Annotated in this window: 23 protein-coding genes; 13 read left to right on the top strand and 10 right to left on the bottom strand. The window is 70.0% G+C overall.

The window, feature by feature from the left end:
- Positions 1–64 precede the first annotated feature (64 nt).
- On the top strand, positions 65–610 hold the full coding sequence (locus LCL61_RS01945) for a hypothetical protein (protein WP_340685240.1): 546 nt from the start codon (positions 65–67) through the stop codon (positions 608–610).
- On the opposite strand, the gene LCL61_RS01940 is transcribed toward LCL61_RS01945, so the two are convergent.
- Positions 604–1,665: a hypothetical protein gene (locus tag LCL61_RS01940; protein ID WP_340685239.1), complete on the bottom strand. Its 1,062-nt coding sequence runs from the start codon at positions 1,663–1,665 to the stop codon at positions 604–606. The two genes, LCL61_RS01945 and LCL61_RS01940, sit on opposite strands and share 7 nt — an antisense overlap.
- Positions 1,666–1,717: 52 nt before the next feature.
- Between LCL61_RS01940 and LCL61_RS01935 the strand changes: the two genes are divergently transcribed.
- The 3 genes from LCL61_RS01935 to LCL61_RS01925 all read left to right on the top strand — a co-directional run bounded on the left by LCL61_RS01935 (position 1,718) and on the right by LCL61_RS01925 (position 3,814).
- On the top strand, positions 1,718–2,887 hold the full coding sequence (locus tag LCL61_RS01935) for a sensor histidine kinase (protein ID WP_340685238.1): 1,170 nt from the start codon (positions 1,718–1,720) through the stop codon (positions 2,885–2,887).
- The gene (locus LCL61_RS01930) at positions 2,884–3,540 is read left to right on the top strand and encodes a response regulator (RefSeq protein ID WP_126737249.1); all 657 of its coding nucleotides are present in this window, start codon (positions 2,884–2,886) and stop codon (positions 3,538–3,540) included. Before LCL61_RS01935 ends, LCL61_RS01930 begins: the two co-directional genes overlap by 4 nt.
- Positions 3,541–3,607: 67 nt before the next feature.
- Positions 3,608–3,814 carry a hypothetical protein gene (locus tag LCL61_RS01925; RefSeq protein ID WP_034314563.1) on the top strand — a complete coding sequence of 69 codons (207 nt, stop codon included), beginning with the start codon at positions 3,608–3,610 and terminating at the stop codon, positions 3,812–3,814.
- A 208-nt stretch (positions 3,815–4,022) separates the two neighbouring features.
- Here LCL61_RS01925 and LCL61_RS01920 read toward each other — a convergent pair whose 3' ends face one another.
- A complete protein-coding gene (locus tag LCL61_RS01920; RefSeq protein ID WP_340685237.1) occupies positions 4,023–4,472 on the bottom strand; it encodes a nitroreductase family deazaflavin-dependent oxidoreductase in 450 nt (149 codons plus the stop codon).
- Between the two features lie 117 nt (positions 4,473–4,589).
- Between LCL61_RS01920 and LCL61_RS01915 the strand changes: the two genes are divergently transcribed.
- On the top strand, positions 4,590–5,279 hold the full coding sequence (locus LCL61_RS01915) for a TetR/AcrR family transcriptional regulator (protein ID WP_340685236.1): 690 nt from the start codon (positions 4,590–4,592) through the stop codon (positions 5,277–5,279).
- Here the strand turns inward: LCL61_RS01915 and LCL61_RS01910 are convergent.
- Together LCL61_RS01910 and LCL61_RS01905 are read right to left on the bottom strand one after the other, a co-directional pair.
- Positions 5,263–5,886 carry a TetR/AcrR family transcriptional regulator gene (locus LCL61_RS01910; protein WP_034314557.1) on the bottom strand — a complete coding sequence of 208 codons (624 nt, stop codon included), beginning with the start codon at positions 5,884–5,886 and terminating at the stop codon, positions 5,263–5,265. The two genes, LCL61_RS01915 and LCL61_RS01910, sit on opposite strands and share 17 nt — an antisense overlap.
- 9 nt (positions 5,887–5,895) lie before the next feature.
- Positions 5,896–6,090 (bottom strand): hypothetical protein, encoded by a 195-nt coding sequence (locus tag LCL61_RS01905; protein ID WP_340685235.1) that lies wholly within the window; start codon positions 6,088–6,090, stop codon positions 5,896–5,898.
- Positions 6,091–6,259: 169 nt separating this feature from the next.
- On the opposite strand from LCL61_RS01905, the gene LCL61_RS01900 reads away from it, so the two are divergent.
- The gene (locus LCL61_RS01900; protein ID WP_340688467.1) at positions 6,260–7,783 is read left to right on the top strand and encodes a 3-hydroxyacyl-CoA dehydrogenase; all 1,524 of its coding nucleotides are present in this window, start codon (positions 6,260–6,262) and stop codon (positions 7,781–7,783) included.
- A 238-nt stretch (positions 7,784–8,021) separates the two neighbouring features.
- Here LCL61_RS01900 and LCL61_RS01895 read toward each other — a convergent pair whose 3' ends face one another.
- Genes LCL61_RS01895 through LCL61_RS01880 form a run of 4 tightly spaced genes read right to left on the bottom strand, consistent with a single transcriptional unit; the run spans position 8,022 to position 12,205 of the window.
- Positions 8,022–8,846 (bottom strand): aldo/keto reductase, encoded by an 825-nt coding sequence (locus LCL61_RS01895; protein ID WP_340685234.1) that lies wholly within the window; start codon positions 8,844–8,846, stop codon positions 8,022–8,024.
- A gap of 26 nt (positions 8,847–8,872) precedes the next feature.
- Positions 8,873–10,000, bottom strand: coding sequence for a HAMP domain-containing sensor histidine kinase (locus LCL61_RS01890; protein ID WP_340685233.1), 1,128 nt, complete (start codon positions 9,998–10,000; stop codon positions 8,873–8,875).
- Positions 9,997–10,674 (bottom strand): response regulator transcription factor, encoded by a 678-nt coding sequence (locus tag LCL61_RS01885; RefSeq protein WP_007033550.1) that lies wholly within the window; start codon positions 10,672–10,674, stop codon positions 9,997–9,999. The genes LCL61_RS01890 and LCL61_RS01885 overlap by 4 nt, the downstream gene beginning before the upstream one ends.
- A 49-nt stretch (positions 10,675–10,723) precedes the next feature.
- A complete protein-coding gene (locus LCL61_RS01880; protein WP_340685232.1) occupies positions 10,724–12,205 on the bottom strand; it encodes a PucR family transcriptional regulator in 1,482 nt (493 codons plus the stop codon).
- Between the two features lie 111 nt (positions 12,206–12,316).
- Here LCL61_RS01880 and LCL61_RS01875 point away from each other — a divergent pair, with 111 nt between their 5' ends.
- From LCL61_RS01875 to LCL61_RS01855, 5 genes are read left to right on the top strand one after another with little or no spacing between them, the layout of a single operon-like run.
- Complete coding sequence (locus LCL61_RS01875) at positions 12,317–13,768, top strand: sodium:solute symporter (protein WP_340685231.1); 1,452 nt, start codon at positions 12,317–12,319, stop codon at positions 13,766–13,768.
- Between the two features lie 21 nt (positions 13,769–13,789).
- Positions 13,790–14,743 (top strand): agmatinase, encoded by a 954-nt coding sequence (speB, locus tag LCL61_RS01870; protein WP_340685230.1) that lies wholly within the window; start codon positions 13,790–13,792, stop codon positions 14,741–14,743.
- Complete coding sequence (locus tag LCL61_RS01865) at positions 14,740–16,395, top strand: thiamine pyrophosphate-binding protein (protein WP_340685229.1); 1,656 nt, start codon at positions 14,740–14,742, stop codon at positions 16,393–16,395. The genes speB and LCL61_RS01865 overlap by 4 nt, the downstream gene beginning before the upstream one ends.
- Positions 16,392–17,798 (top strand): aminobutyraldehyde dehydrogenase, encoded by a 1,407-nt coding sequence (locus tag LCL61_RS01860; protein ID WP_340685228.1) that lies wholly within the window; start codon positions 16,392–16,394, stop codon positions 17,796–17,798. The genes LCL61_RS01865 and LCL61_RS01860 overlap by 4 nt, the downstream gene beginning before the upstream one ends.
- A 21-nt stretch (positions 17,799–17,819) precedes the next feature.
- The gene (locus tag LCL61_RS01855; RefSeq protein ID WP_340685227.1) at positions 17,820–19,271 is read left to right on the top strand and encodes a purine-cytosine permease family protein; all 1,452 of its coding nucleotides are present in this window, start codon (positions 17,820–17,822) and stop codon (positions 19,269–19,271) included.
- On the opposite strand, the gene LCL61_RS01850 is transcribed toward LCL61_RS01855, so the two are convergent.
- Together LCL61_RS01850 and LCL61_RS01845 are read right to left on the bottom strand one after the other, a co-directional pair.
- Positions 19,250–20,989 carry a hypothetical protein gene (locus LCL61_RS01850; RefSeq protein ID WP_340685226.1) on the bottom strand — a complete coding sequence of 580 codons (1,740 nt, stop codon included), beginning with the start codon at positions 20,987–20,989 and terminating at the stop codon, positions 19,250–19,252. The two genes, LCL61_RS01855 and LCL61_RS01850, sit on opposite strands and share 22 nt — an antisense overlap.
- Before the next feature lie 94 nt (positions 20,990–21,083).
- Positions 21,084–21,899 (bottom strand): oxidoreductase, encoded by an 816-nt coding sequence (locus tag LCL61_RS01845; RefSeq protein WP_340685225.1) that lies wholly within the window; start codon positions 21,897–21,899, stop codon positions 21,084–21,086.
- A 90-nt stretch (positions 21,900–21,989) separates the two neighbouring features.
- Between LCL61_RS01845 and LCL61_RS01840 the strand changes: the two genes are divergently transcribed.
- Both LCL61_RS01840 and LCL61_RS01835 read left to right on the top strand, forming a co-directional pair.
- A complete protein-coding gene (locus LCL61_RS01840; RefSeq protein ID WP_340685224.1) occupies positions 21,990–22,517 on the top strand; it encodes a TetR family transcriptional regulator in 528 nt (175 codons plus the stop codon).
- Between the two features lie 117 nt (positions 22,518–22,634).
- Positions 22,635–22,826, top strand: coding sequence for a hypothetical protein (locus tag LCL61_RS01835; RefSeq protein ID WP_340688466.1), 192 nt, complete (start codon positions 22,635–22,637; stop codon positions 22,824–22,826).
- Positions 22,827–22,893: the final 67 nt, after the last annotated feature.

Genomic DNA, 22,893 nt, shown 5'->3' with positions numbered 1-22,893 from the left:
GGCACAGCTCCCGCACAGCGACGGCGCCGAGCATGGCCGCAACCGAGTACACGGAGGCGACCTGATGACCGAACCGACCCAACCCGCCGAATGGGGCGCGCCCGCCCCGGAAGGCGAGCCCAAGAAGACCTGGTCGGGCCGCAAGACCGCGATCGCGGCTGGGGCGGCGGTGGTGATCGCCGCCGGTGGCGGGGCCGCGATCTGGGCCGGGACCGCCGCCAACGGCGCCGAGCAGGGCGGGATGATGGGCGGCCCCGGCGGCGGCCGGGTGCTCATCGGCCCCGACGGGGGCATGCCGCGCGACACGCTGCACGGCGACTTCGTCGTGTCCGACGGCAACGGCGGCTACCGCACCGAGCGGACGCAGACCGGGGAGATCACCGAGATCAGCGCGACGTCCGTCAGCCTGACCAGCAAGGACGGCTACCAGCAGGTCTACACGATCGACGCGTCCACGAAGAAGACCGGTGAACCCAAGACCGGCGAGACGGTGACGGTGAACGCCAAGGTCACCGGGAGCACCGCGACGGCGACGACTATCGCCAAACCCGGGCAGAACCAGCGCGGAGGGCCGCCCGGACAGGGCCAGGACGGCCAGCGGCGCTACTGAGCCAAGACGGCGAGCAACGCGGCGGCCGTTTCGGCGGGTTCCTGTCCGGAGGTGTCGAGGACGACGTGATCGCCGGAACGGCGCGTCCGGGCCGCCTCGGCGATCGCGCGAGCGGCCACCCGGTCCCGTACGCCGGGTGGCGCGCCGCGCAGTTCGTCGCCCGCCAGCAACGCGGACTCGCCCTCGGCCCGGCGCCGGACTCTCTCGGTGAGCGACGGTTCGTCCGCGTCGAGGTGGACGACGGTGACCGCGTCGAAGACCCGCCGGTGCTCCGGGCGGAATTCGCGGGCCACGACGATCAGGTGCTTCGCGCCCGCGTCGCGATAGCCACGCCAGACGGCCGACAGGAGTGCGGCTTCCAGCGCCGGATCCGGGCCGGGGTGCGCGAACCCGAGTTGCGCGAGATCGACGTACGCGACGGGCAGGTCGCGCTCCCACAGGTCACGCAGCGCGGCGAACGCGGCCGTCGACTTGCCGACCGCCGTCGGACCGGTCACCACGGTCACCGGTCCGGGCAGCGGCTGCCGGGGCTCCGGCGGTCGGACACTTCCGGCGTCCACGGCACAGCGGTGAAACAGCGTCTCCACGGTCTCGTCGGGATGCTGGCCTGTCGTGTCCATCTCTTCGCCGAAACCGGCGCTGTCGTAGGCGTCCGCCACCTCGAAGAGGGCGGGCAAGGCCGCCGCGGGTGAGCCACGGCCGAGGAACCGGCTCCGGAGTTCGTCGCGATCACACGTCAGGCGGACGAGCGTGAGGTCGAAGCCGGGGCTCTCGATGTACGGCCTCGCCGGGTCCACCACCCCGGACACGACGAGCTGCGCGGCGCCCCGCGCACGCAGGATTTCCAGCACCCGCAGCAGATTGGCCGCCTTGATCGCGTGCGCGGCGTCCCCGCCGCCGGGCGGCGGCCCGATCAACCCGAGCTGGTCGATGTCGACGTACGCGACGTTGCCGCCCGCCTCCACGATCCGGCGGTACAAACCCCAGGCCGTGGTGGATTTCCCGGCGCCTGGCGCTCCGGTCGTCCAGAGCACGGGCGTCTTCGCGGTCCCCATGGCTTTCGATCTTAGGAACCCCTGTCCAGCGAAATAGGGCAGAGTTGGGCGCGTGCGGGACATCAGTGGTTCGCTGGCGAGACAGGCCTGGGCGGTCGCGGCCGTCTGCCTGGTCGCCGACGCCGGGCTGTTCCTCATCGCGGGCCCGCCGCTCTCGCTCGGCTGGACGGCGTGGGTGGTGCTGCTGGGCGGAATCCTGGCGAACGTCGCGCTCGCCGGGCCTTCGCGGTATTCCGGCTGGGTTTCGGCCGCGCACGGCGCGCTGCTCACCGCCGCGCCGCTCCTGCTGTACCCGTACGACCATTACCTGCAGGCCACCAACGCGGGCGTGCTGATCGCCGGTTACCGCGCGGGTGCCTGGCTTTCGGCCAAACCCGCGCTGGCGGCACTGGCGGCGATGCTCGCCGGGCTCTTCGCCTGCAACATCATCCCGGTCGACCGGGCCGACCGGGACTGGCGGCTGCTGCTCATCGACGTCGGCGTGAGCGGGCTGCTCCCGTGGATGGTCGGCAGATACACGACCGCGCGGCGCGCGTACATCGCCGACCTCCAGCGAGCGGAGGAACAACGGCAGCAGCACGAAGCCGAAGCGGTCCGCCGGGCCGTCGCCGAAGAACGCACGACGATCGCCCGCGACCTGCACGACGTGATCTCCCACCACGTCAGCGCGATCGGCGTGCACGCGGGCGCCGCGCGGCTCGGGCTGCCGGAAGGGGAACCGGCCGTCCGGCGATCGCTCTCGGCGGTCGAATCGTCGAGCCGGGCCGCGATGGCCGATCTGCGGCGTCTGCTGGACCTGTTGCACGGCAAGGAGAACGGCGACGCGCAGCGGCAACCGGGGCTGGACAACCTCGACGAGCTGCTCGACAACCTCCGCACCGCCGGGCTGCCCGCGCGGCTGACGAGCCACGGCGGACCGCGCGAACTTCCCGGATCGGTGGACATCGCGTTGTACCGCATCGCGCAGGAGGCGCTGACGAACGCGCTCCGGCACGGCTCCGGCGGGATCGTCGAGATCGATCTTGCCTATCGGCAGACGGAGGTGGTCCTCACGATCACGAACGAGATCGGCCGCGCGAACACCGCGGCCGAGTCGACGAAACGCGGCCTCGCCGGCATCCGGCAACGGGTCGCGCTGTTCGGCGGGCACGCGGAATGCGGACCGCTCGACGACGGCCGGAACTGGCGGGTCCGCGTCGGTTTTCCTTTGGAGGCACAGTGATCCGGGTACTACTCGCCGACGACCACGCGATGTTCCGGTCCGGGATGCGCGCGGTACTGGACACCCAGGCGGACTTCGAATGCGTCGGCGAGGCGGCGGACGGACGCGATGCCGTCGCGCAGGCGGCGTCCCTGCGCCCGGACGTCGCCGTGCTCGACGTCCGGATGCCCAAATTGGACGGTCTGGCCGCGACCGAGGCCATCATGTCCGCGCCGGGGAACGACACCCGCGTCCTCGTGCTGACGACGTACGACTCGGACGAGTACGTCTACCGCGCGCTTCGGGCGGGCGCGAGCGGGTTCCTGCTGAAGAGCCTCGCCCCCGAAGAGCTCGTGTCCGCCATGCGGGTGGCCGCGCGCGGCGACGCGCTGATCGACCCGACGGTGACCCGGCGGCTGGTGTCGACCTTCGCCACCAGCATCGAACCCGCGGCCGCCGAACCAGCGGAACTCGAACGGCTCACCTCACGCGAACGCGAAGTCCTCCTGCTCGTCGCCGACGCCTCCAGCAACGCGGAGATCGCCGCGCATCTGCACGTGGGCGAAGAGACGGTGAAGACCCACGTCTCCCGGATCCTGGCGAAGCTCGGACTGCGGGACAGGGTGCACGCCGTCGTCTACGCCTACCGGAACGGTCTCGTCGGCGGACGGTGATCGGTTCGCCGGACAGGGCTCCCGGTGCCAGAATCGCCGCAGGACAGGTCGAGGCGGGGAGCTGTGCATGAAACGCTGGGTCACGCTGACGGTCGGGCTGGTCTTCCTGCTGGTCGGCGGCGTCTGGGTGCTCCAGGGCGCCGGCGTGCTGACCGGCAGCTTCATGACCGGGCAGAAACTGTGGTTCCTGATCGGGCTGGTCGCGTTCCTGGTCGGGGTGGTGCTGGTGGCCGCCACCGCCCGCCGCACGCGCCGGGCACCCACTGACGACTAGCCCGCGCTCTCCGCTTTCGGGCTTTCGCCGTTTTCGAGTGCCGGAACAGACGACACTCGTGTCCAGACGGACGACACACGTGACTGGAGGGACGACACACGTGCTCGGGGGGACGACACGCGACAAGGGCCGATCACGCGAGTCGTCCGTCTGGACACGCATAGGCGGGTGGGCACTCGGCGCGTGATCGAAGGCGTGACTCGTGGCATCAGGCGAGCTTGAAGACCGGGTAGCCGGGCGCGATCTCCAGCAGCTTCTCGTCGGACGCCTTCGCGTCGACACCGTCGAAGAACACACCGACCTCGAACTTCCAGCGCTTGAGGTACGCGCGCAGGATTTCGGGCTTCTCGGCGTCGGCGAGTTCGGTGTAGGTGAACGTCTCGGTGCGGCGCCCGACGGTGAGCTGTCCTTCCCCGGCGACGCGCAGGTTCCGCACCCACTGCGTGACACCGCGCGGCGCGACCAGGTAGCGCTCCCCATCAAGCTTCAGCAGGTTGACCGGCACCGAGCGCAGTTCGCCGCTCTTGCGGCCGCGGACCGAAAGCACCCGGCTGCCCAGGACGCTGACGCCCAGCCTCGTCAGCTTCAGCACGAATTCGTTGAACGCGCTGGTCGCCTTGGCGGGCTTGAGGTAGCGGGGCGTGCTGGCGGTGGCCATCTCGTCTCCTCGAAGTCGGCGAGAGCAGTGCTCTCTGTTAAGAGCAGTGAACATCAGAGCAGTGCATCCTGTCAAGAGCAGTGCTCTCTTTTAGGTGCGATGCTCTATGGTGAGAGCATGGCCGCCACTCAGACCGCGCGGGAACGCGCCCGCGCCGAGCTCACCCGCGAGATCAAGGACGAAGCCCGCCGCCAGCTCGCCGAAGTGGGCGCGCTCGGTCTCTCGCTCCGCGCGGTGGCGCGGGAGCTGGGCATGGTCTCGTCGGCGCTCTACCGGTACTTCTCCAGCCGCGAGGAGCTGCTGACCGCCCTGATCGTCGACGCCTACAACGCCGTCGGCGAAGCCGCGGAGGCAGCCGACGACCCGAAGAAGACCTCACTGGAGCGATGGGAGTCGATCTGGCACGCGGTCCGCGCCTGGGCGAAGGCGCACCCGCACGAGTACGCGCTGATCTACGGCTCGCCGATCCCCGGCTACCAAGCCCCGCAGGACACCGTCGCTCCCGCCGGCCGAGTGGCATTCGCACTGGTCGCCGTCCTGCGTGACGCGAACCTCCGCGTCGAGACCGAGGTCGGCGAGATGCCCGTCGCGCTCCTGCACCAGCTCGACGCCCTCACCGGGATCCTCAAGATCAACCTGGCCCCGGAGACGGCCTCCCGGCTGATCATGGCCTGGACCCAGCTGTTCGGGATGATCAACTTCGAGCTGTTCGGCCAGTACGTCGGCTCGGTGGACCCGGCGGACGACTTCTTCGCGCACGGGATCCGTCAGATGGCCGAGTTCACCGGGATCAAGATGACCGGCTGAGCGCGGTCCACGACCGCATCAGCAGCTGGACGGCGTCCACCACGTCCTCGTCCCCGGTCCCCTCGGGGCTGAGGAAGCGCTGCAACAGGAGGCCGTCCTCGAGCGCGTGCAGGATCAGCGCGAGAAAGGCCGGGTCTGCGGGCGGTTCCACGCCCCGCGCCGCGAGTTCGGTCCGGACCGAGGTCTCCAGCAGCGCCCTTGTCGACTTCTCGCCTTCGCCGACCAGCGGGCGCGCGTCGGGATTCCGCAACGCGTAAAGCGCCAGCTCGGTGCGCAGGGTCAGCCAACCGGCGAGGTGCTCGGCGCGCTCGACGTTCCACGCGCGCAGCCGGTCCATCATCTCGGCGAAGGAGCCGACGCCCTCCCGCAGCGCCGCGACCTCCTCGGCCTCGCGCTGGGTCCGGCGGCGCAACAGCTCGACGACCAGCTCGTGCTTGCCGTCGAAGTTGCCGTAGAAGGCGCCGCGGGTGAATCCGGCCCGTTCGGCGATCTGCTCGACGGACGTGCCGTTGACCCCACGTTCGGAGAACAGCTCGGCGGCCGCCGCCAGCAGGCGCTGTCTGGTCTGCTCGCGGCTTTCTTCCCGCGTCAAGCGTTTCGCCGTCACATGGCGATCTTAGAGTTCGGTGTTCGCCTTCCGGCCGGTCAGCCACACCCCGCCCGCGAGGACGGCGGCGGCGACCACGACGGCCAGTGCGGCGAGCGACCACAACGCCTGGCTCGCCAGGAACGCGGCGACGGCGCCGAAGAGAACGGCGACGAGGAGCAACGGCGTGGTCCGGACGGCTGTGGCGGCGGGGACGGTGGCCATGGGAGCTTTCCCTTCGGGGTGGGGCGCGGAACACTCGGTTTTCGCGGAGGGGACCGTGCCGGGTCGGTGGCCTTACGCCGAGCAGGGCACAGATCACCCTTCCGGGCGAGGTATCGGCGTGGCGGCTAGCGTCACGACGGGAACGACTTCGAGGGAAAGGCGGCTCGCGGTGGAGAAGTGGGCGGAGCAGGTCGGCAGGATCCGGGTCATCGGAACCGGGGTGATGGGCCGGGGCATCGTCCAGCTCGCCGTGACGGCGGGGCTCGAGGTCGAGCTCGCCGACGCCCGGCCCGACGCGGTCGGCGAGGCCATCGAGCACGTCGGCGCGATGCTCGGCAAGCTCGCGTCGAAGGGCAAGATCACCGAGGAAGCCGCCGAGTCGGCGAGGGGCAGGCTGATCGCGGCCGAGGGCCCGCTGGCCCCCGCCGAGGGCGTCGACCTCGTCATCGAGGCGGTGCGCGAGGACCTGGAGATCAAACGCACGCTGTTCGCCGAGCTGGAACGCGTGTGCGGGCCGGACACCGTGTTCGCCACCAACACCAGCTCGCTTTCGGTGACCGAGATCGGGGCCGCGCTGACCGATCCCGGCCGGTTGCTCGGCCTCCACTTCTTCAACCCGGTCCCGCTGATGCGACTGGTCGAGGTCGTGCCCGGCGCGCGGACCGCCGCCTGGCTGCCCCCCGCCGTGACCGAACTCGTCCGCGGCTGGGGACACGAACCCGTCCTCGCCCGCGACGCGCCGGGTTTCCTGGTCAACCACGCCGGTCGCGGGCTGGGCACCGAAGCGCTGCAGATCCTCGCCGAAGGGATCGCGAGCCCGGCCGAGGTGGACCGCGTCGCCCGGGACGTGCTCGGCCTGAAACTCGGCCCGTTCGAACTGCTCGACCTCACCGGTCTCGACGTCTCGCACGCCGTGCTCGAAAGCATCTGGAGCGGTTTCCACGGCGAACCGCGGCTGCGGCCGTCGTGGCTGACGCGTCCGCGCGTCGCCGCCGGGCTGTTCGGCCGCAAGAACGGCGAAGGCTTCTACTCCTATGTCGACGGACAGCAGCAGGTCGAGCCGGAACCGGCCCCGCCGGAAGCCCCGGCCACTCCGGTGTGGGTCGACGACGAACGGCTCGGCACGCTGCTCTCGTCCGCGGGCATCCAGGTCGTGCACTCCGCCTACCCGGACACGGTCCTGATCGTCAGCCCGATCGGTTCGTCCACTGTGGACGCCGCACGCGCGGCGGGCCTTCCGGCGGAACGGGTCGTCGGCGTCGACCCGCTCGGCGGCTACGGGAAACGCCTGACGCTTTCGGTCCACCCCGCGCTCGACCCGGCCGCCGGCCGCACGGCGTGGGGCGCGCTCGCCGCGACCGGCCTGCCGGTGACCGTGGTCCGCGACGGTCCCGCGCCGATCGCGCAGCGGTTGCTGGCGTCTATCGTCAACACCGCCTGCTTCATCGCCGGGCAGCGGCTCGCGACACCGGAGGACATCGACACCGCCGTCCGGCTCGGCCTCGGCTACCCGCGCGGACCGCTGACCTGGGGCGACGAGGCGGGCGCGGATCTCGTGCTGCGGGTCCTGCGCGGACTCGTCGCGAGCACCGGCGACCAGCGCTACCGGCCGAGCGCCTGGCTCACCGAACGTGTCACGCTCGGCCTGTCCCTCGCCTCGACCGGCACCACCCCCGCCGACCTCCTCAGCTGAGACCTCTACACGCGTGAAGGCCCCCTTCCCTCGGCTGAGCCGAGGGAAGGGGGCCTTCATGTACTTCAGGCGGGCACGGGCGCCGGTCCCGACCCACCGAACGCCTCATGAGTGGCGATAAGGGTTAGAACCCTCATTGCCACTCACGACCTCCGCGCGAAGCTACGCGAAATACCCAAAACGGGCACTTCAATCCCAGCAATCGTCCTTTATGGACAGTCCAGGACGCGCCGAAACCCTAGGCGCCCAGCTTGTCCGGGTCCGGCCCCAGCCGCTTTCCCCGCTCCAGCGTCGCGATCGCGGCGCCGTCATGCGCGTCGAGCGCGAAGTCGAAGACGTCCATGTTCTCCTTGATCCGTTCCGGAGTGACCGACTTCGGGATCACCAGGTGGTTCATCTCGACGTGCCAGCGGAGCACGATCTGCGCCGGAGTCTTGCCGTGCTTCTCCGCGATCGTGGTGATCTTCTCGTCGGCGAGCAGGTCCCCGCCGCGCGCCAGCGGACCCCAGGCCTCGGTGACTATCTCGTGCTTCTCGTGGAAGTCCCGCAGCAACGGCTGCTGCAGCCACGGGTGGCATTCGATCTGGTTCACCGCCGGGACGATCCCGGTCTCTTCGATCAGCCGCTCCAGATGCGGGATCTGGAAGTTCGAGACGCCGATCGCCTTCGCCCGGCCGTCGGAGGCGATCTTTTCCAGCGCCCGCCACGTTTCCACGTACTTGTCCTGCGCGGGCAGCGGCCAGTGGATCAGGTACAGATCGACATACTCGAGACCGAGTTCGCTCAGGCTCGTGTCGAAGGCACGCAACGCCGAGTCGTAGCCGTGCTCGGTGTTCCACAGTTTCGTGGTGACGAACAGTTCCTCGCGGGGCAGCCCGCTGGTGCGGACGGCCTCGCCGACTCCGCGTTCGTTGGCGTACAGGGTCGCCGTGTCGATGGCGCGGTAGCCCGCCCCGATGGCGGTGCGGACCGCGTCCACGACCTCGTCGTCGCCGATCTTGTACACCCCGAACCCGAGTTGCGGGAGGGACGTTCCGTTGTTCAGCCGAATGCTGGGGACCATGCTTGAACCGTAACCCCAACCGGGGGTCAAGGCAGAGCGGGCAGGTGCACGGTCACTGAAAGACCGCCGCCCACAACGGGTTCCGCGGACACCGTGCCGCCGTGCGCCTGGACCGCGGCCCGCACGATCGAAAGCCCCAGCCCGGCACCGGTGCGGGCGGTCCTGGCGACGCCGGCGCGGCGGAACGGTTCGAACAGTTCGGGAACCGCGGCCGGGTCGAGCAAACCGCCGGACGACCGCACGCGCAGCACCGACCACTGTGGACCCGCCTGCGTGACGACGTCCAGCCAGCCGCCGTCGACGTTGTGCCGCACGGCGTTCTCCAGCAGGTTGCCCGCGATCCGTTCCAGCAGCGCGGGATCGCCGAACGTCGGCGCGCCGGGGGTCGCGAATTCGGTGCGGATGCCGCGCTTTTCGGCTTCGGCGCGCACCGCTCGCCACGCGCTCGCGACGATCACCGCCAGATCGGCCGGTTCCCTGGCCACCAGTCCCGCGCCGTCGGTGCGCGCGAGCAGCAGCAGCGAACCGACCAGCCGCTCGGCCCGCTCGGTCGCGTCGCGGACCACACCCGCCATCCGGCGTAATTCGGCTTCGTCCGCGTGCTCGTCGGCCAGGGTGACGTCGAGTTCGGTGCGGATGACCGCGAGCGGTGTCCGCAGTTCGTGGCTGGCGTTCGCGACGAAATGCCGTTGCGCGTCGAACGCGGCCTGCAGCCGGTCGAGCATGTCGTCGAAGGTCTCGGCCAGTTCGGCGAGTTCGTCCTTCGTGCGGACCTCGCCGATCCGCTCTCCCATCGATTCGATCGACAGGCGCCGCGCGGTGCCGGTGATCTCGCGCAACGGCTGAAGGACCCGCGCGGTGAACGTCCATGCGAGGATCCCCGCCGCCAGCACGACGAAACAGAACGCGACCGCGCCGAAGAGCAGCACCCGGTTCCTGGCGTACACCCGCAGATGCTCGGTGACCGCGGAAGCGTCGACGTCGACGCCGTCGACGCGCACCGTGGTGCCCGGAGGCAGCTGCGGGACGGCGGAAACCGCGTCGCCGACCAGGTTCCAGGTCAGCCAGAGCAACAGGAGGCTGACCAGTGCCACCAGCCCGGTCGCGAGCAGCGTGACCCGCGCGCGCAGGCTGCGGGCACCGGACAGGTTCACCCGCGTGCGGTCCCCTGCTCCGGCACCCGGTAGCCGGAGCCGACGACGGTCTCGATGATGCCCGGCTCGCCGAGCTTCTTGCGCAGTGTCATCACGGTGACCCGGACGGTGGTGGTGAACGGGTCGGCGTTCTCGTCCCACACGCGTTCGAGCAGTTCTTCGCTGCTGACCACCGAACCGGCGGCCGACAGCAGCACCTCCAGAACGCCGAACTCCTTGCGGGTCAGCTCGACCGGACCGCTCGCGCGGCGGACGGTCCGCCTCGCCGGGTCCAGTTCGACGTCGCCCGAAGTCAGCAGCGGCGGCGCGGCCGGGGTCGCGCGGCGGCCGAGCGCCCGCACGCGCGCGACGAGTTCGGGGAAGGCGAACGGCTTGGCGAGATAGTCGTCGGCACCGAGGGAAAGCCCGTCGACGCGGTCCGAAACGGAACTGCTCGCGGTGAGCATCAGGACACGGGTCAGCTCGCCGGACGCGACGATCTCGCGGCACAGGTCGTCACCGGACATCCCGGGCAGGTCGCGGTCGAGCAGCACGACGTCGTACCGGGTGACGGCGGCCTTCTCGTGCCCGTCGTCACCGGTGAGCGCGATGTCCACCGCCATGCCCTCGCGCCGCAGGCCGCGTGCGATCGCGTCGGCGAGGGGTTCTTCGTCTTCGACTACCAGAATTCGCACGACCCTACGTTGCCACACATTCCTGAGAGTGACCTTATTGGAGTAATGCTCACGCCCAGCGCAGGGCGAACCACAGCCGCATCCGGGTCTCCGGATCCGCCAGATCCACCCCCAGCGCCCGTTCGATCTGCCCGATCCGGTGCCGGACGCTGTTGCGGTGCACGCCGAGTTCGGCGGCCGTGCGGTCCCAGCCGCCGTGGTGCGCGAGCCAGGTCCGCAGGGTGCCGACCAGTTCGCGGTCACCCTTCCGGTCGAGTTCGCGCAACGGCGCCAGCACCTGGGCGGCGAACCCGGCCGCGGCGCCCGGATCGATCAGGGCGTCCAGCCCCGCAGTACCTTCCGCCACGATGGGCCGTTCCAGCGCGGCTGCCCGCGTCAGCAGTAACTCGATTTCGCCCGCCGCTTCGGGAAGCCGTCCGGGTGGGACGGGCGAACCCACGACCGCGAGCCAGCCGTCGGCGCGGAGCCGGTCGAGGTCGCCGATCTCCGGCGCCTCGCGGACGATCGCGGTGAATCGTGGCCCCGGGCGCAATCGCACGAGCGGGGTGTCGAGCCGGGCGCGCAGCCAGTCGTAGCGGGCGGCGACCTCGTTCGGCCCGCGGCGGTAAGCGATCCCCGCGACCAGGCGGCGTTCGTCCCCGCCGAGCACGTCGGTCTCGCCCAGCAGCAACGCCGTGGCGGTGGCGCCCAGACCGGCCGCGTCCGAACCCGCGCGGCCCACCAGCCCGAGCAGCGCCGCCCCGACCGACAGGATCGAGCGGTCCGCGCCGTCGAACCGCGCGACGCGGCCGACCACGACCAGATGCGACGCCGTCGCCTGCGGGTACACCGGCTGCGCGACGACGTGGGTGCCGTCGGCCAGTTCCGTGGTCGCGCTGCGGATCCCCCGGCCCGTCCGGAGCGTGGCGAGGAGCTCCCGGACTTCCGCGGGCAGCGGCGACGGTGCCCTGTGGTCCGCGGCCAGGACGTCGCCGACGCCGACCAGCGCCACCCAGGCCCCGAGCCGCCCGGCCAGCGCGCCGGCCAGTTCACCGAGTCCGTCACCGGCCGCCCTGGTCAGCGCCTCGCGCGCGACCGCGATCCGCCGCTGTTCCCGCTGCCCCGCCTCCGCCAGCGCGACCGACACTGCCCGGCTGATCGCGAGGAACGGTGTCCGCGGCTGGACGACCAGCAGCGGGAGCCCGTGCCGGGCACACGCCGTCCGCAGTGGCGGCGGCAGCGTCTCGTAGGCGCCCGGAGTGAGCCCGAACCCCAGCGCGGAGATCCCGCTTTCGGCGAGCCGCCGGACGTAGCGGTCGATCTCGGCGGGTTCCACCGGCAGGTTCACCCCGGCGGTGAGCAGGAGTTCCGCCCCGAGGAGGTACGGCGCGGGGTCCAGCAGCTCGCTGACGTGCGCCCAGCGCACCGGGGCGTCGAGCGCCCCCGGCCGCAGGGTCTCCACGACCGGGTCGACCGCCAGTTCCGGGTTGCCGACCACGGCCCGTAACGGGACATTCACATCCGAGGCGAACGGATCGTGGGCTCGGGTCATTTCATCCTCATAAGTGCCGGAGTTGGGATGGATCATCCCATGTCGTTCAAGCCGCGAACGAACCTACGGTGACCCGAACGAAGCGAACAGCCCCAAGTCAAGGAGGACACCGTGGCCGGTGACTACGCGGTGATCGCGCTCTACATAGCGGGCATGATCGGGGTCGGCTGGTTCGGGCTGAGGCTCGCCAAGACCAAATCCGACTATCTCGTCGCGGGCCGCCGTCTCGGCTGGTTCATGTACTCGGGCACGATGTCCGCGGTCGTCCTCGGCGGCGCTTCGACGGTCGGCGGGGTGAAGCTCGGCTACACCTACGGCATCTCCGGCGCCTGGCTCGTGATCGCGATCGGCGTCGGCATCCTGGTCCTCCACACGCTGTTCGCGCGGCGGCTGGTGAAACTGCGGGTCTACACCGTCGGCGAAATGCTCGACCTGCGCTACGGCGGCTCCACCAGCACCATCTCCGGTGTCGTCATGTGGGGCTACACGCTGATGCTGACCGTCACCTCGACGCTGGCGTTCGCCACCATCTTCAAGGTTCTGTTCAACGTCCCGAGCTGGGCGGGGATCGCCATCGGCGGGTCGATCGTGGTGCTCTACTCGGTGCTGGGCGGCATGTGGTCGATCACGCTGACCGACATCGTCCAGTTCGTCATCAAGACCATCGGCATCCTGCTGATCCTGCTGCCCGTCTCGATCGTCTCGGCGGGCGGTTTCGACGGGATGGCCGCGCGGCTGGACGAGAGCTACTTCGAACTGACCGCCATCGGCGGCGACACGATCTTCACCTACTTCCTCATCTACAGCTTCGGGCTGCTGATCGGCCAGGACATCTGGCAGCGCGTGTTCACCGCGAGGACACCGGGCATCGCGACCGGCGGCGGCGTCATCTCCGGCGTCTACTGCCTGGTCTACGGTCTCGCCGGCGCGCTGATCGGCACCGCGGCCAAGACGCTGTACCCGAACCTCGCCAGCGCGCAGGACGCGTTCGCGACCATCGTCGAGGACCAGCTGCCCGCCGGGGTCCGCGGGCTGGTGCTCGCGGCGGCGCTCTCGGCGATGATGTCGACCGCGAGCGGCGCGCTCATCGCCTGCTCGACGGTCAGCACCTCGGACCTGCTTTCCAAGCTGGGCCTCAAAAAGGCCGTCAACGAGGTCACCAGGAACCGGGTCACCACTCTGGTCCTCGGCATCGCCGCGATCGGCATCGCGATGGTCGTGGACGACGTCGTCAACGCGCTGACCATCGCCTACGACATCCTCGTCGGCGGCCTGCTGGTCGCGATCATCGGCGGGCTGGCCTGGAAACGCGGCACCCGGCAGGGCGCGCTCGCGTCGATGGTGGTCGGCACCGTCGTGGTCATCACGTTCATGTTCGTCGACGGCGTCGAGGCCAACAGCCCGATCTACTGGGGCCTCGGGTCCAGCCTCGCGGTGTACCTGCTGGTCAGCTTCCTCACCCCGCGTACCTCGGACGAGATCCTCACCGTGTGGACCCGCCGCCTGAACGGCAGCGCGGCCGCCGAAGAAGAAGAGGCGAAACTCGCCGCTTCGCAGTCCTGAAAACCATTCGAAGGAGACACAGTGCCTGAGCAGACCCCGATCGGACCCGTCGACTCTTCGAGGGTGCCCCGGTTCGCCGGTTTCGCGACCTTCGCGAGGCTGCCGCGGATCGATCAGGTCGAGCATGCCGACGTCGCCGTCGTCGGGGTGCCGTTCGACGCCGGGGTGTCCTACCGTCCCGGCGCGCGCTTCGGCCCCGCCGCGCTCCGCGAGGCCAGCCGGCTCCTTCGCCCGTACCACCCGGAACTCGACGTTTCCCCGTTCGCCGCGACGCAGGTGGTCGACGCCGGCGACATCGCGCTCAACCCGTTCAACATCGGCGAGGCGATCGAGACGCTGCAGAGCGAGGCCGAGGCGCTGACCGCGGGCGGGACGCGGCTGGTGACCGTCGGCGGCGACCACACGATCGCGCTGCCGCTGCTGCGGGCGGCGGCGAAGAAGCACGGACCGGTGGCGCTGCTGCACTTCGACGCGCACCTCGACACCTGGGACACCTACTTCGGCGAGCCGTACACCCACGGCACCCCGTTCCGGCGGGCGTCCGAGGAAGGCCTCCTCGACACTGAAGCGCTGTCCCACGTCGGCACGCGCGGCCCGCTGTACGGCAAGCGGGATCTGGAGGAGGACCGCCGCCTCGGATTCGGCATCGTCACCTCCGGCGACGTCATGCGCCGCGGGGTCGCCGAGACCGTCGACGCGCTGCGCCAGCGCATCGGCGGCCGCCCGCTCTACATCTCGGTCGACATCGACGTGCTCGACCCGGCACACGCGCCGGGCACCGGGACCCCCGAAGCGGGCGGTATGACCAGCCGCGAACTGCTGGAGATCCTGCGCGGGCTGCGGGACTGCAACCTCATCGGAGCCGATGTGGTGGAACTGGCCCCGCCTTACGATCATGCCGAGATCACCGCCATCGCGGCTTCCCACGTCGCCTACGACCTGGTGAGCCTGCTCAGTTTGGGGAAGGGCGCATGACCAGCACTGAACGGATAGGCGGCGACGTAGTCGTCGAAACCCTGCACGCGCTCGGCGCGGACACCGTCTTCGGCCTGCCGGGCCAGCACGCGCTCGGGCTGTTCGAAGCGCTGCGGCGCACGGACGATCTGCGCGTCATCAGCTCGCGGGTGGAGAACAACCTGGCGTTCGCGGCCGACGGGCACGCCCGCGCCCGGCTCGCGGCGGATCCCGAAGGCCCGGTCCCGGTGACGCCGATGATCGTGTCCACCGGTCCCGGCGCGTTGCTGACTTTGGCTTCCTTGCAGGAATCCCGGGCGGCGTCGGTCCCGGTGCTCGGGATCTCCAGCCAGATCCCGGTCGCCGGGCTCGGCGGCGGGCGGCACGGGTACCTGCACGAACTTCCCGATCAGCAGGCCAGTTTCCGTGATGTGGTGAAGTCGGTGCACGTGGTGCGCACCGTCAGCCAGATCCCGACGGCCCTGCGCGAAGCCTGGGAATCGGCGGCGACGGCGCCGTTCGGACCGGTGTGGGTCGAGATCCCGCAGGACATCCTGCTGGCGCCGGCGGATCTGCCGCGGATCACGTCGGTGACGGCACGGCCCGCACCGCTCGAACCGTTGCCGGAGCTCGTCACCGAAGCCGCGAATCTCCTGGGCGCGGCGAAGAATCCGGTGATCCTCGCCGGTGGTGGCGCGCTGCGCTCGGGCGCGCAGGCGGAACTGAAGGCGCTCGCGGAGGCCCTGCGCGCGCCGGTGCTCTCGACGTTCGGCGGCAAGGGCGTCTTCGGCTGGGACCACGAGCTGTCCGGCCAGTCATGGCTCGAAGACTGGCACAGCACGGAGTTCCTCTCGGCCGCGGATGTGTTGCTGGTACTGGGTTCCGGGCTCGGCGAGCTGTCCAGCAACTACCGCGAATTCGCCCCGCGCGGCCGGGTGATCCAGGTCGAGGCCGATCTCGGGAAGCTGGAGTCGAACTACCCGGCGCTGGGCATCCACGCCGACGTCCGGCTTGCCCTGCAAGGACTTCTGGAGCAGGTGCCCTTCCGCCAGAGTGACGGCGTCGCCGAGAAGGCGGTCGCGGATCTGCTGGCCAAGGTGCGCGAACGCCTCGACGGCCAGGCACTCGAAACCGAGCGCAAGCTGATCGACGACATCCGTGCCGCGGTCCCCGAAGGCACACAGACGTACTGGGACATGACGATCGCGGCCTACTGGGCCTGGTCGGCGTGGAATCCCGAGGGTGCGCCGATCCACACCGCGCAGGGCGCGGGCGGGCTCGGTTATGGCCTGCCCGGTGCGCTCGGCGGCGCGGCGGCGACCGGCGGCCCGACACTCGCGGTCTCCGGTGACGGTGGCGCGATGTACGGCATCGCGGAACTCGCCACGGCGGTCCAGCACGGGCTGGACGTCACGTGGCTCGTCATCGACGACGGCGGCTACGGCATCCTGCGCGAGTACCTGACCGGCGCGTTCGGCCGGTCCACGGCCACCGAGCTCGCGCGGCCCGATTTCGCCGCGCTGGCACAGTCCTTCGGCGTCCCGGCCACGGTGTCCTCTTTGGACAGCGTCGGGAAGGACCTTGCCGAAGCCCTCGGCACCCCCGGTCCGTCGATGGTCGTCCTCCCCGCCCTGCTGAAGATGTTCGAGCCGACCCACCTGGAGAAGAAATGACTCAGGTCCTGAATTTCGTCGACGGCGCCGAGGTAGCGGCGTCGGGCTCGCGGACGCTCGACCTGGTGGATCCCGCCACCGGCGAGGTCTTCGGCACCAGCGTCCTCTCCGAGCAGTCCGATGTGGACGCCGCGCTGGCCGCCGCGGAACGGGCGTTCGAGGTGTGGCGCAAGAGCACCCCCGCTCAGCGCCAGCTCGCACTGCTGAAGATCGCCGACGCGCTGGAGTCCCGCGCGGAGGAGTTCGCCGAGCTCGAAATCCGGGAGACCGGCAAGATCCGCGCCGTCGTGCTGGACGAGGAGATCCCGGAGTGCGTCAGCGCGCTGCGGTTCTTCGCGGGTGCGGCGCGGCAGCTCGAAGGCACCGCGTCCGGTGAGTACCTGCCAGGGCACACCTCCGCGATCCGTCGCGAGCCGGTCGGCGTCTGCGCGCAGATCGCGCCCTGGAACTACCCGCTGATGATGGGGGTCTGGAAGATCGCCCCGGCGCTGGCCGCGGGCAACACCGTCGTGCTGAAGCCCGCGGAGACGACGCCGTCGACGGCCGTGCTGCTGGCGAAGGTCGCGGCGGAGTTCCTGCCGCAAGGCGCCTTCAACGTGCTGTGCGGCGACCGCGACACCGGCCGCGCGCTGGTGAAACACCCGATCACCGAACTGGTGTCGATCACCGGCTCGACCCGCGCCGGTATCGACGTCGCGACCGTCGCGGCGGCCGACCTCAAGCGCACGCACCTCGAACTCGGTGGCAACGCGCCGCTGCTGGTCTTCGGCGACGTGAACCTCGCCGAAGCGGCCGAGGGCATCGTCGGCGCGGCGTTCTACAACGCCGGGCAGGACTGCACGGCGGGCAGCCGGGTGCTGGTGGACGCGGCGATCCACGACGAGTTCGTCGCGGAGCTGACCAAGGCCGCCGCCGCGCAGACGCCCGGCGAGGACTTCGGCCCGCTCAACAGCGAGGCACAGTTCGGCCGGGTGCGCGGTCTCGTCGACCGGCTGCCGTCGCACGCCCGCGTGGAGACCGGCGGCACCCCCGCCGGTGACCGCGGTTTCTTCTTCTCCCCCACCGTGATCTCGAGCCTGAAGCAGGACGACGAGATCGTGCAGGAGGAGATCTTCGGCCCGGTGATCACCGTCCAGTCCTTTGTGGACGAGAGCGAGGCGGTGCGCCTGGCCAACGGCGTCCCGTACGGGCTCGCGTCGTCGATCTGGACCAATGACCTGTCACGCGCGACCCGCGTTTCGGGCGAACTCGACTTCGGCTGCGTCTGGGTCAACACCCACGGGCCGCTGGTCTCGGAAATGCCCCATGGCGGCTTCGGGCACTCGGGCCACGGGAAGGACCTCTCGTCCTACTCCTTCGCCGAGTACACCCGCGTCAAGCATGTCATGACCCGCTTCGCCTGAAGCTCTTAGCCGGAGGTCCCCATGGGTGACAAGGTCACCGAAGTCGAGCAGCACGGCATCGCGCCGATCCCGCCGGAGGAACAGACGTCGCGTCCGCGCGACCTGTTCCGGATGGCGTTCGGCGGTGCGAACACCTTCGCCACCATCATCCTCGGGACCCTCCCGATCGCCTTCGGCCTGAGCTTCTGGGCGGCGGTCGCGGCCACCGTCGCGGGTGTGGTCGTCGGCGCGCTGGTGCTCTCGCCGATGTCGTTGTTCGGCCCGCTCACCCGGACCAACAACGCCGTCTCCTCCGGCGCGCACTTCGGCGTCGTCGGCCGTTGTGTCGGATCCTTCCTCTCCCTGCTCACGGCGATCACGTTCTTCGCCATCTCGGTCTGGGTGAGCGGCGACGCCGTCGCCGGTGCGGCACAACGGCTTTTCGGCTTCGACGGCGGCGAAGTGCTCCGCGGCGTGGCATACGGCGTCATCGCGATCGCCACGCTCGTGGTGTGCATCTACGGCTACCGGTTCATGCTGCTCGTGAACCGGGTCGCCGTGGTGCTGGGCACGGCGATCATGCTGCTCGGGATCGTGGCCTACGGCAGCACTTTCGACCCCGGGTTCGCCGGCACCGGCACTTACGCGCTCGGGGACTTCTGGCCGACCTGGATCCTCGCCGCGCTCACCACGATGGCGAACCCGATCTCGTTCGGCGCCTTCCTCGGCGACTGGACGCGCTACATCCCGGCGCGGCACAGCCGCCGTTCCCTGCTGGCCGCGCCGTTCCTGGCGCAGGTGGCGACCCTGCTGCCGTTCGGGTTCGGCATCGCCACCGCGACCCTGGTCGCCGATCCGGCCGACTACATCACCGGCCTGACCGCGATCTCCCCGCTCTGGTACGCGATCCCGCTGATCGTGGTCGCGCTGATCGGCGGCCTGTCCACCGGCACGACGTCGCTCTACGGGACCGGGCTGGACTTCAGCTCGATCTTCGTGAAGCTGAGCCGGGTACAGGCGACGCTGCTGATCGGCTCGCTCAGTGTGGTGTTCATCTTCGTCGGCAATTTCGTGCTGGACATGGTCTCCAGCATCAACGCCTTCGCCACGCTGATCGTGCTGTGCACCTCGCCGTGGATGGTGATCATGATGATCGGTTTCGTGCTGCGGCGCGGGTTCTACGACCCGGACGACCTCCAGGTGTTCAACCAGGGCCGCAAGGGCGGCCGCTACTGGTTCACCCGCGGGGTGAACTGGCGCGCGATGGCCGCGTGGATCCCGGCGACGACGCTGGGCCTGCTGACCGCCAACACCCCGATGATCGCCGGGCCGCTCAAGGACATCGCGGGCGGCGTCGACATCAGCATGGTGGTGACGCTGTGCACGGCGGCGATCGCGTACCCCGTGCTGGTGAAGCTCTTCCCCGAGCCGCGGGAGGTCTATGGTCCGGCGCCCGGACCGGTCCGGGAAGCTCAGCCGCAGTCGGTGGCCTGACGCGGATCCGCCGGGTACCGCAGGGCGCTACGGCCGAACGCGCCGGTCAGGTTGTCCCAGAAACGTCCCGCGGTGAGCGGTGCCCGGACCGAGTCCAGCATCTCGCGCACTTCGGGACACTGGACGGCCTTCCGTGCCGCGAGAATGTCTTCGGGCGCGAATCCATTGGCGTCACCGCCCGTGTCGACTTCCGCCGTGCCGGCCTCGCCGATCGCCCACACCGGACTGATGTCCTTCTCGTGCCCGCTGCGGCTGGCCGAGACGAGCACGGTATGGGAAGCGATCGAGTTCACGAGGCCGTATCCGTCGTGCACACGGACGTCGAGCGGCATGACCAGCCCGAAGGCGCCGATGCTGCCGGAGAAGACCGTGCTGTACGGCTTGTCGGAAGCGTACTGATGCCAGGCCCCGGCCCGGTACACCAGCACGGAGGGGCCGGGCAGGCTCCGGACGGCCGTGATCGCCGACGGAAGGTCGAGGTCGGGCGACTGCGAGTAGTCCTCGATGGTCACCGGGTGCTCGCGCCGGGTGACCGCGGACCAGTAACCGCGTTCGTCCGCGATCCCGGTGGCCTTGTTGTACGCCTTGGGTGCGTCCTCGTACGGCACACGCAGCCAGCCCAGGGTGACGATCGCCCAGACGCCGACCCCGGCCAGCGAGACGGCGGTCCATCGCGTGAACGGCACGGCCATGACCGGGAGCAGGGCGGCGAACAGCGCCGGCAGCAGCATCCGGCCGTGCATGAAGTCACCACCGAGCCGGATGACGTACAGCGCGAGCACCATGGCGGAGAGCAGCGGGAACGCCGTGAGCACCCAGAGCGCCCGGTCTCGCCGGACCCGAACCAGCAGCAGCACGAATCCGGCCACCAGCAGCAGAATCGGTATCCAGAGGTGATAGGGCCCCACGAGGTCTGCCAGGTACCGCCAGCCACGGCCCCAATGCGCGAACGACGCTTCCTTGGCCAGCGCGGTGTTCGGCGTGATCAGCCCGTAGTAGCCCATCCGGAAGATCTGGTACGCCACGGGCAGCGCGCCGGCGACCGCGAGGAAGCCGAGCAGGCGCCACCAGCCGCGCCACGCGACGAACAGCGTCGCGACGAAGGCGATCGCGCTGAAGACGGCGAGATCCGGGCGCACGAGCGGTCCGAGCCCGATCACCAGCGCGACGGGCCAGGCACGCACCGCGTCCCCGCCGAGGGCGAGCCGGACGACGAGCCACCACGTGAGACCCAGCCAGAACGTGATGAGCCCGGTTTCCAGGCCGGAGGTGGCGAAATCCCGGAACGGCGGCAGCACGCAGACCAGCAGCGCGCCCGCCGGGACCACCAGGCCCGCCCCTGTGGGTCGGTAGAACCGCCGGGCGCCGTCCATGGCGAACCACAGACCCGCGACGGCCAGTACCAGGCCGGAGCCCACGGCGGCCCACTCCAGCTTGATCCCGAGCGCCCCGAGCCCGCCGACGATGAACGTCCACAGCGTGCTGGTGTTCGCCTCGACCCGCTCACCCGCGTTGAACACCGGGCCGTTGCCCTCGAGGAGGTTCCGGACCGTCCGCAGCACGATGAGGCCGTCGTCGCTCATCCACCGGCGGCGCCAGGCCAGCTCGGCGTACACCACAGCCGCAAGGCCGAAAAGAATCCACGTCCACACCCGTGGCCTGCGGTACCAAGCCTGGGTCGCACCGGATTCCCCGGATTCTGCCTTGAGTAGCCCCATAGTCGACACTGGTCGTCCCCTTCTCGGCCGATGGCGACGGCACATCAAACCGGGGGCTACCTTATGGGGCGGCCAGGCCGCGCCGGAGCCCGGCCTAGGCGAAGCGGCGCAGCGCCCCGAGGAACAGCGCGTCGAAGGCGCGGTCCGGGAGTACCCGGCGCACGAGCAGGATCGGCTTCGCCCCGAAACCGGCGGCGTAGCGGGTCTTCGGGCGCCGGGCTCGGGCGGCCTTCAGGATGACGTCGGCGATCACCTTGGGGTGGGAACCGCGTGCGGCCTGGTCGAAGAACTTCGCCAAGGCCTTGGCCTGCGGCGCGTAGGCGGTGTCACCCGAGGTCTTCATCAGGTTCTCGATGGCGATGCCGCCCCATTCGGTCTTGATGGCGCCGGGTTCGACCACCACGACGTCGATGCCGAAGGGTTTGAGCTCCAGCCGCAGTGAGTCGCTGAGGCCTTCGACCGCGAATTTGGTCGAGTGGTACCAGCCGCCGAGCGGTTCGTAGATCTTGCCTCCGATCGACGAGACGTTCACGATCTTGCCGGCGCCTTGGGCGCGCATATGCGGTGTGGTCAGCTGGACGAGCCTCGCGAGCCCGAACACGTTGACCTCGAACTGATACTTCCCTTCCGAGAGCGGGACATCCTCGAAGGCGCCGTACGAGCCGTACCCCGCGTTGTTGACCAGGACATCGATGCGGCCGGACTCCTCGATGATCCGCTCGATCCCCGCGACCATCGACGCGTCGTCGGTGACGTCCATTTCGAGGATCTTGATACCGCGTTCGGCCAGCCCCGCCATCCGCTCGACGCGCCTCGCGGCGCCGTAGACCGTGTAGCCCGCTTCGTGCAGCGCGAGCGCCGTGGCTTCGCCGATGCCCGCGGAAGCGCCCGTGACCAGTGCGACCTTCATGTCGCCCTCCTAACTAACCGGTTGGTTGCCAATTCAGGCTGCCACGGGCGGGACTGGCTGTCAACCAACCAGTTAGTTAGACTGGGTCACATGGTCAGGGACAAGGAAGCGACCAAGCGGAAACTGCTGGACGCGGCGACGGTCGAGTTCGCGACGTACGGCATCGCGGGCGCCAGGGTGGATCGCATCGCGAAGAACGCGGGCGCGAACAAGGCGCTGATCTACGCCTACTTCTGCAGCAAGGAAGAGCTTTTCGAGAAGGTCGTGCAGGAGCAGGTGGACCTCGCCATCCGGACCCTCACGATCACGCCCGAAGACCTCCCCGGCTACGCGGGAAAGCTGTTCGACCGCTACCTCGAACATCCCCAGCTCCTCCGGCTCATGGGCTGGCTTCGCCTGGAGAACGGCTTCGACGCGATGCCGGAGGCCGAGGTCAGGGCACACGCGGACAAGGTCGCCGCGATCCGGGAGGCGCAACGTTCGGGCACCGTGCCGGACCACTTCGACGCCGAGGAACTGCTGAGCCTCGTCGTGCACCTGTCGATCCTCGGATTCTCCTCCCCCACCGCGACCCGCGACCTCGTCGTCCGCGCGGTCAGCCGGATCGTGGGAACCTGAGCCGCATTTCGCGCGACCACTGGGTATGCGGCGCCGGTTTTCCGCGGCGCCTCGCCGCGTCGTGAGCCCTGCCCGAAGGGCCGCCACGCGACGACGCACCACGGCGCGAAGGCGGATCTGGCCGCACAGGGCACGAAGGTGATCGGCGCGCGTGTCGTCGACGACGGCGATCTGATCACCGGCGGCGGGATCACCGCGGGACTCGAGGTTTCGCTGTGGCTCGTGGAGCGCTTCTTGGGCGCGAAGGCGGCTCAGCGGGCCGAGGTGGTGCTGGAGTACGAGCGGCGAGGCACCGTCTGGCGGGCCTGACTCGTGCGTGATGGCCTTGCGAACCCATGCTTGCCGCACCGTGCCTGACCGGACGCCCGCGATGAGG

The organism is Amycolatopsis coloradensis, from assembly GCF_037997115.1.
Classification (GTDB): Bacteria; Actinomycetota; Actinomycetes; order Mycobacteriales; family Pseudonocardiaceae; genus Amycolatopsis; species Amycolatopsis coloradensis_A.
The sequence above is the reverse complement of the archived record's forward strand: the minus strand, read 5'-3'. Positions and strand labels throughout refer to the sequence as shown.

Excerpts from the sequence above, each read along its gene's own strand:
- LCL61_RS01920 (WP_340685237.1), bottom strand. The coding sequence starts at position 4,472 with ATGGCCACCGCCAGCACGCCCCGCTACCTCAAGCCCGCCAAGGCGACC.
- LCL61_RS01840 (WP_340685224.1), top strand. The coding sequence starts at position 21,990 with ATGGTCAGGGACAAGGAAGCGACCAAGCGGAAACTGCTGGACGCGGCG.
- LCL61_RS01865 (WP_340685229.1), top strand. The coding sequence starts at position 14,740 with ATGACCAGCACTGAACGGATAGGCGGCGACGTAGTCGTCGAAACCCTG.
- LCL61_RS01940 (WP_340685239.1), bottom strand. The coding sequence starts at position 1,665 with ATGGGGACCGCGAAGACGCCCGTGCTCTGGACGACCGGAGCGCCAGGC.
- LCL61_RS01915 (WP_340685236.1), top strand. The coding sequence starts at position 4,590 with ATGGCCGCCACTCAGACCGCGCGGGAACGCGCCCGCGCCGAGCTCACC.
- LCL61_RS01945 (WP_340685240.1), top strand. The coding sequence starts at position 65 with ATGACCGAACCGACCCAACCCGCCGAATGGGGCGCGCCCGCCCCGGAA.
- LCL61_RS01845 (WP_340685225.1), bottom strand. The coding sequence starts at position 21,899 with ATGAAGGTCGCACTGGTCACGGGCGCTTCCGCGGGCATCGGCGAAGCC.
- LCL61_RS01895 (WP_340685234.1), bottom strand. The coding sequence starts at position 8,846 with ATGGTCCCCAGCATTCGGCTGAACAACGGAACGTCCCTCCCGCAACTC.
- LCL61_RS01850 (WP_340685226.1), bottom strand. The coding sequence starts at position 20,989 with ATGGGGCTACTCAAGGCAGAATCCGGGGAATCCGGTGCGACCCAGGCT.
- LCL61_RS01925 (WP_034314563.1), top strand. The coding sequence starts at position 3,608 with ATGAAACGCTGGGTCACGCTGACGGTCGGGCTGGTCTTCCTGCTGGTC.
- LCL61_RS01855 (WP_340685227.1), top strand. The coding sequence starts at position 17,820 with ATGGGTGACAAGGTCACCGAAGTCGAGCAGCACGGCATCGCGCCGATC.
- LCL61_RS01880 (WP_340685232.1), bottom strand. The coding sequence starts at position 12,205 with ATGACCCGAGCCCACGATCCGTTCGCCTCGGATGTGAATGTCCCGTTA.
- LCL61_RS01905 (WP_340685235.1), bottom strand. The coding sequence starts at position 6,090 with ATGGCCACCGTCCCCGCCGCCACAGCCGTCCGGACCACGCCGTTGCTC.
- LCL61_RS01860 (WP_340685228.1), top strand. The coding sequence starts at position 16,392 with ATGACTCAGGTCCTGAATTTCGTCGACGGCGCCGAGGTAGCGGCGTCG.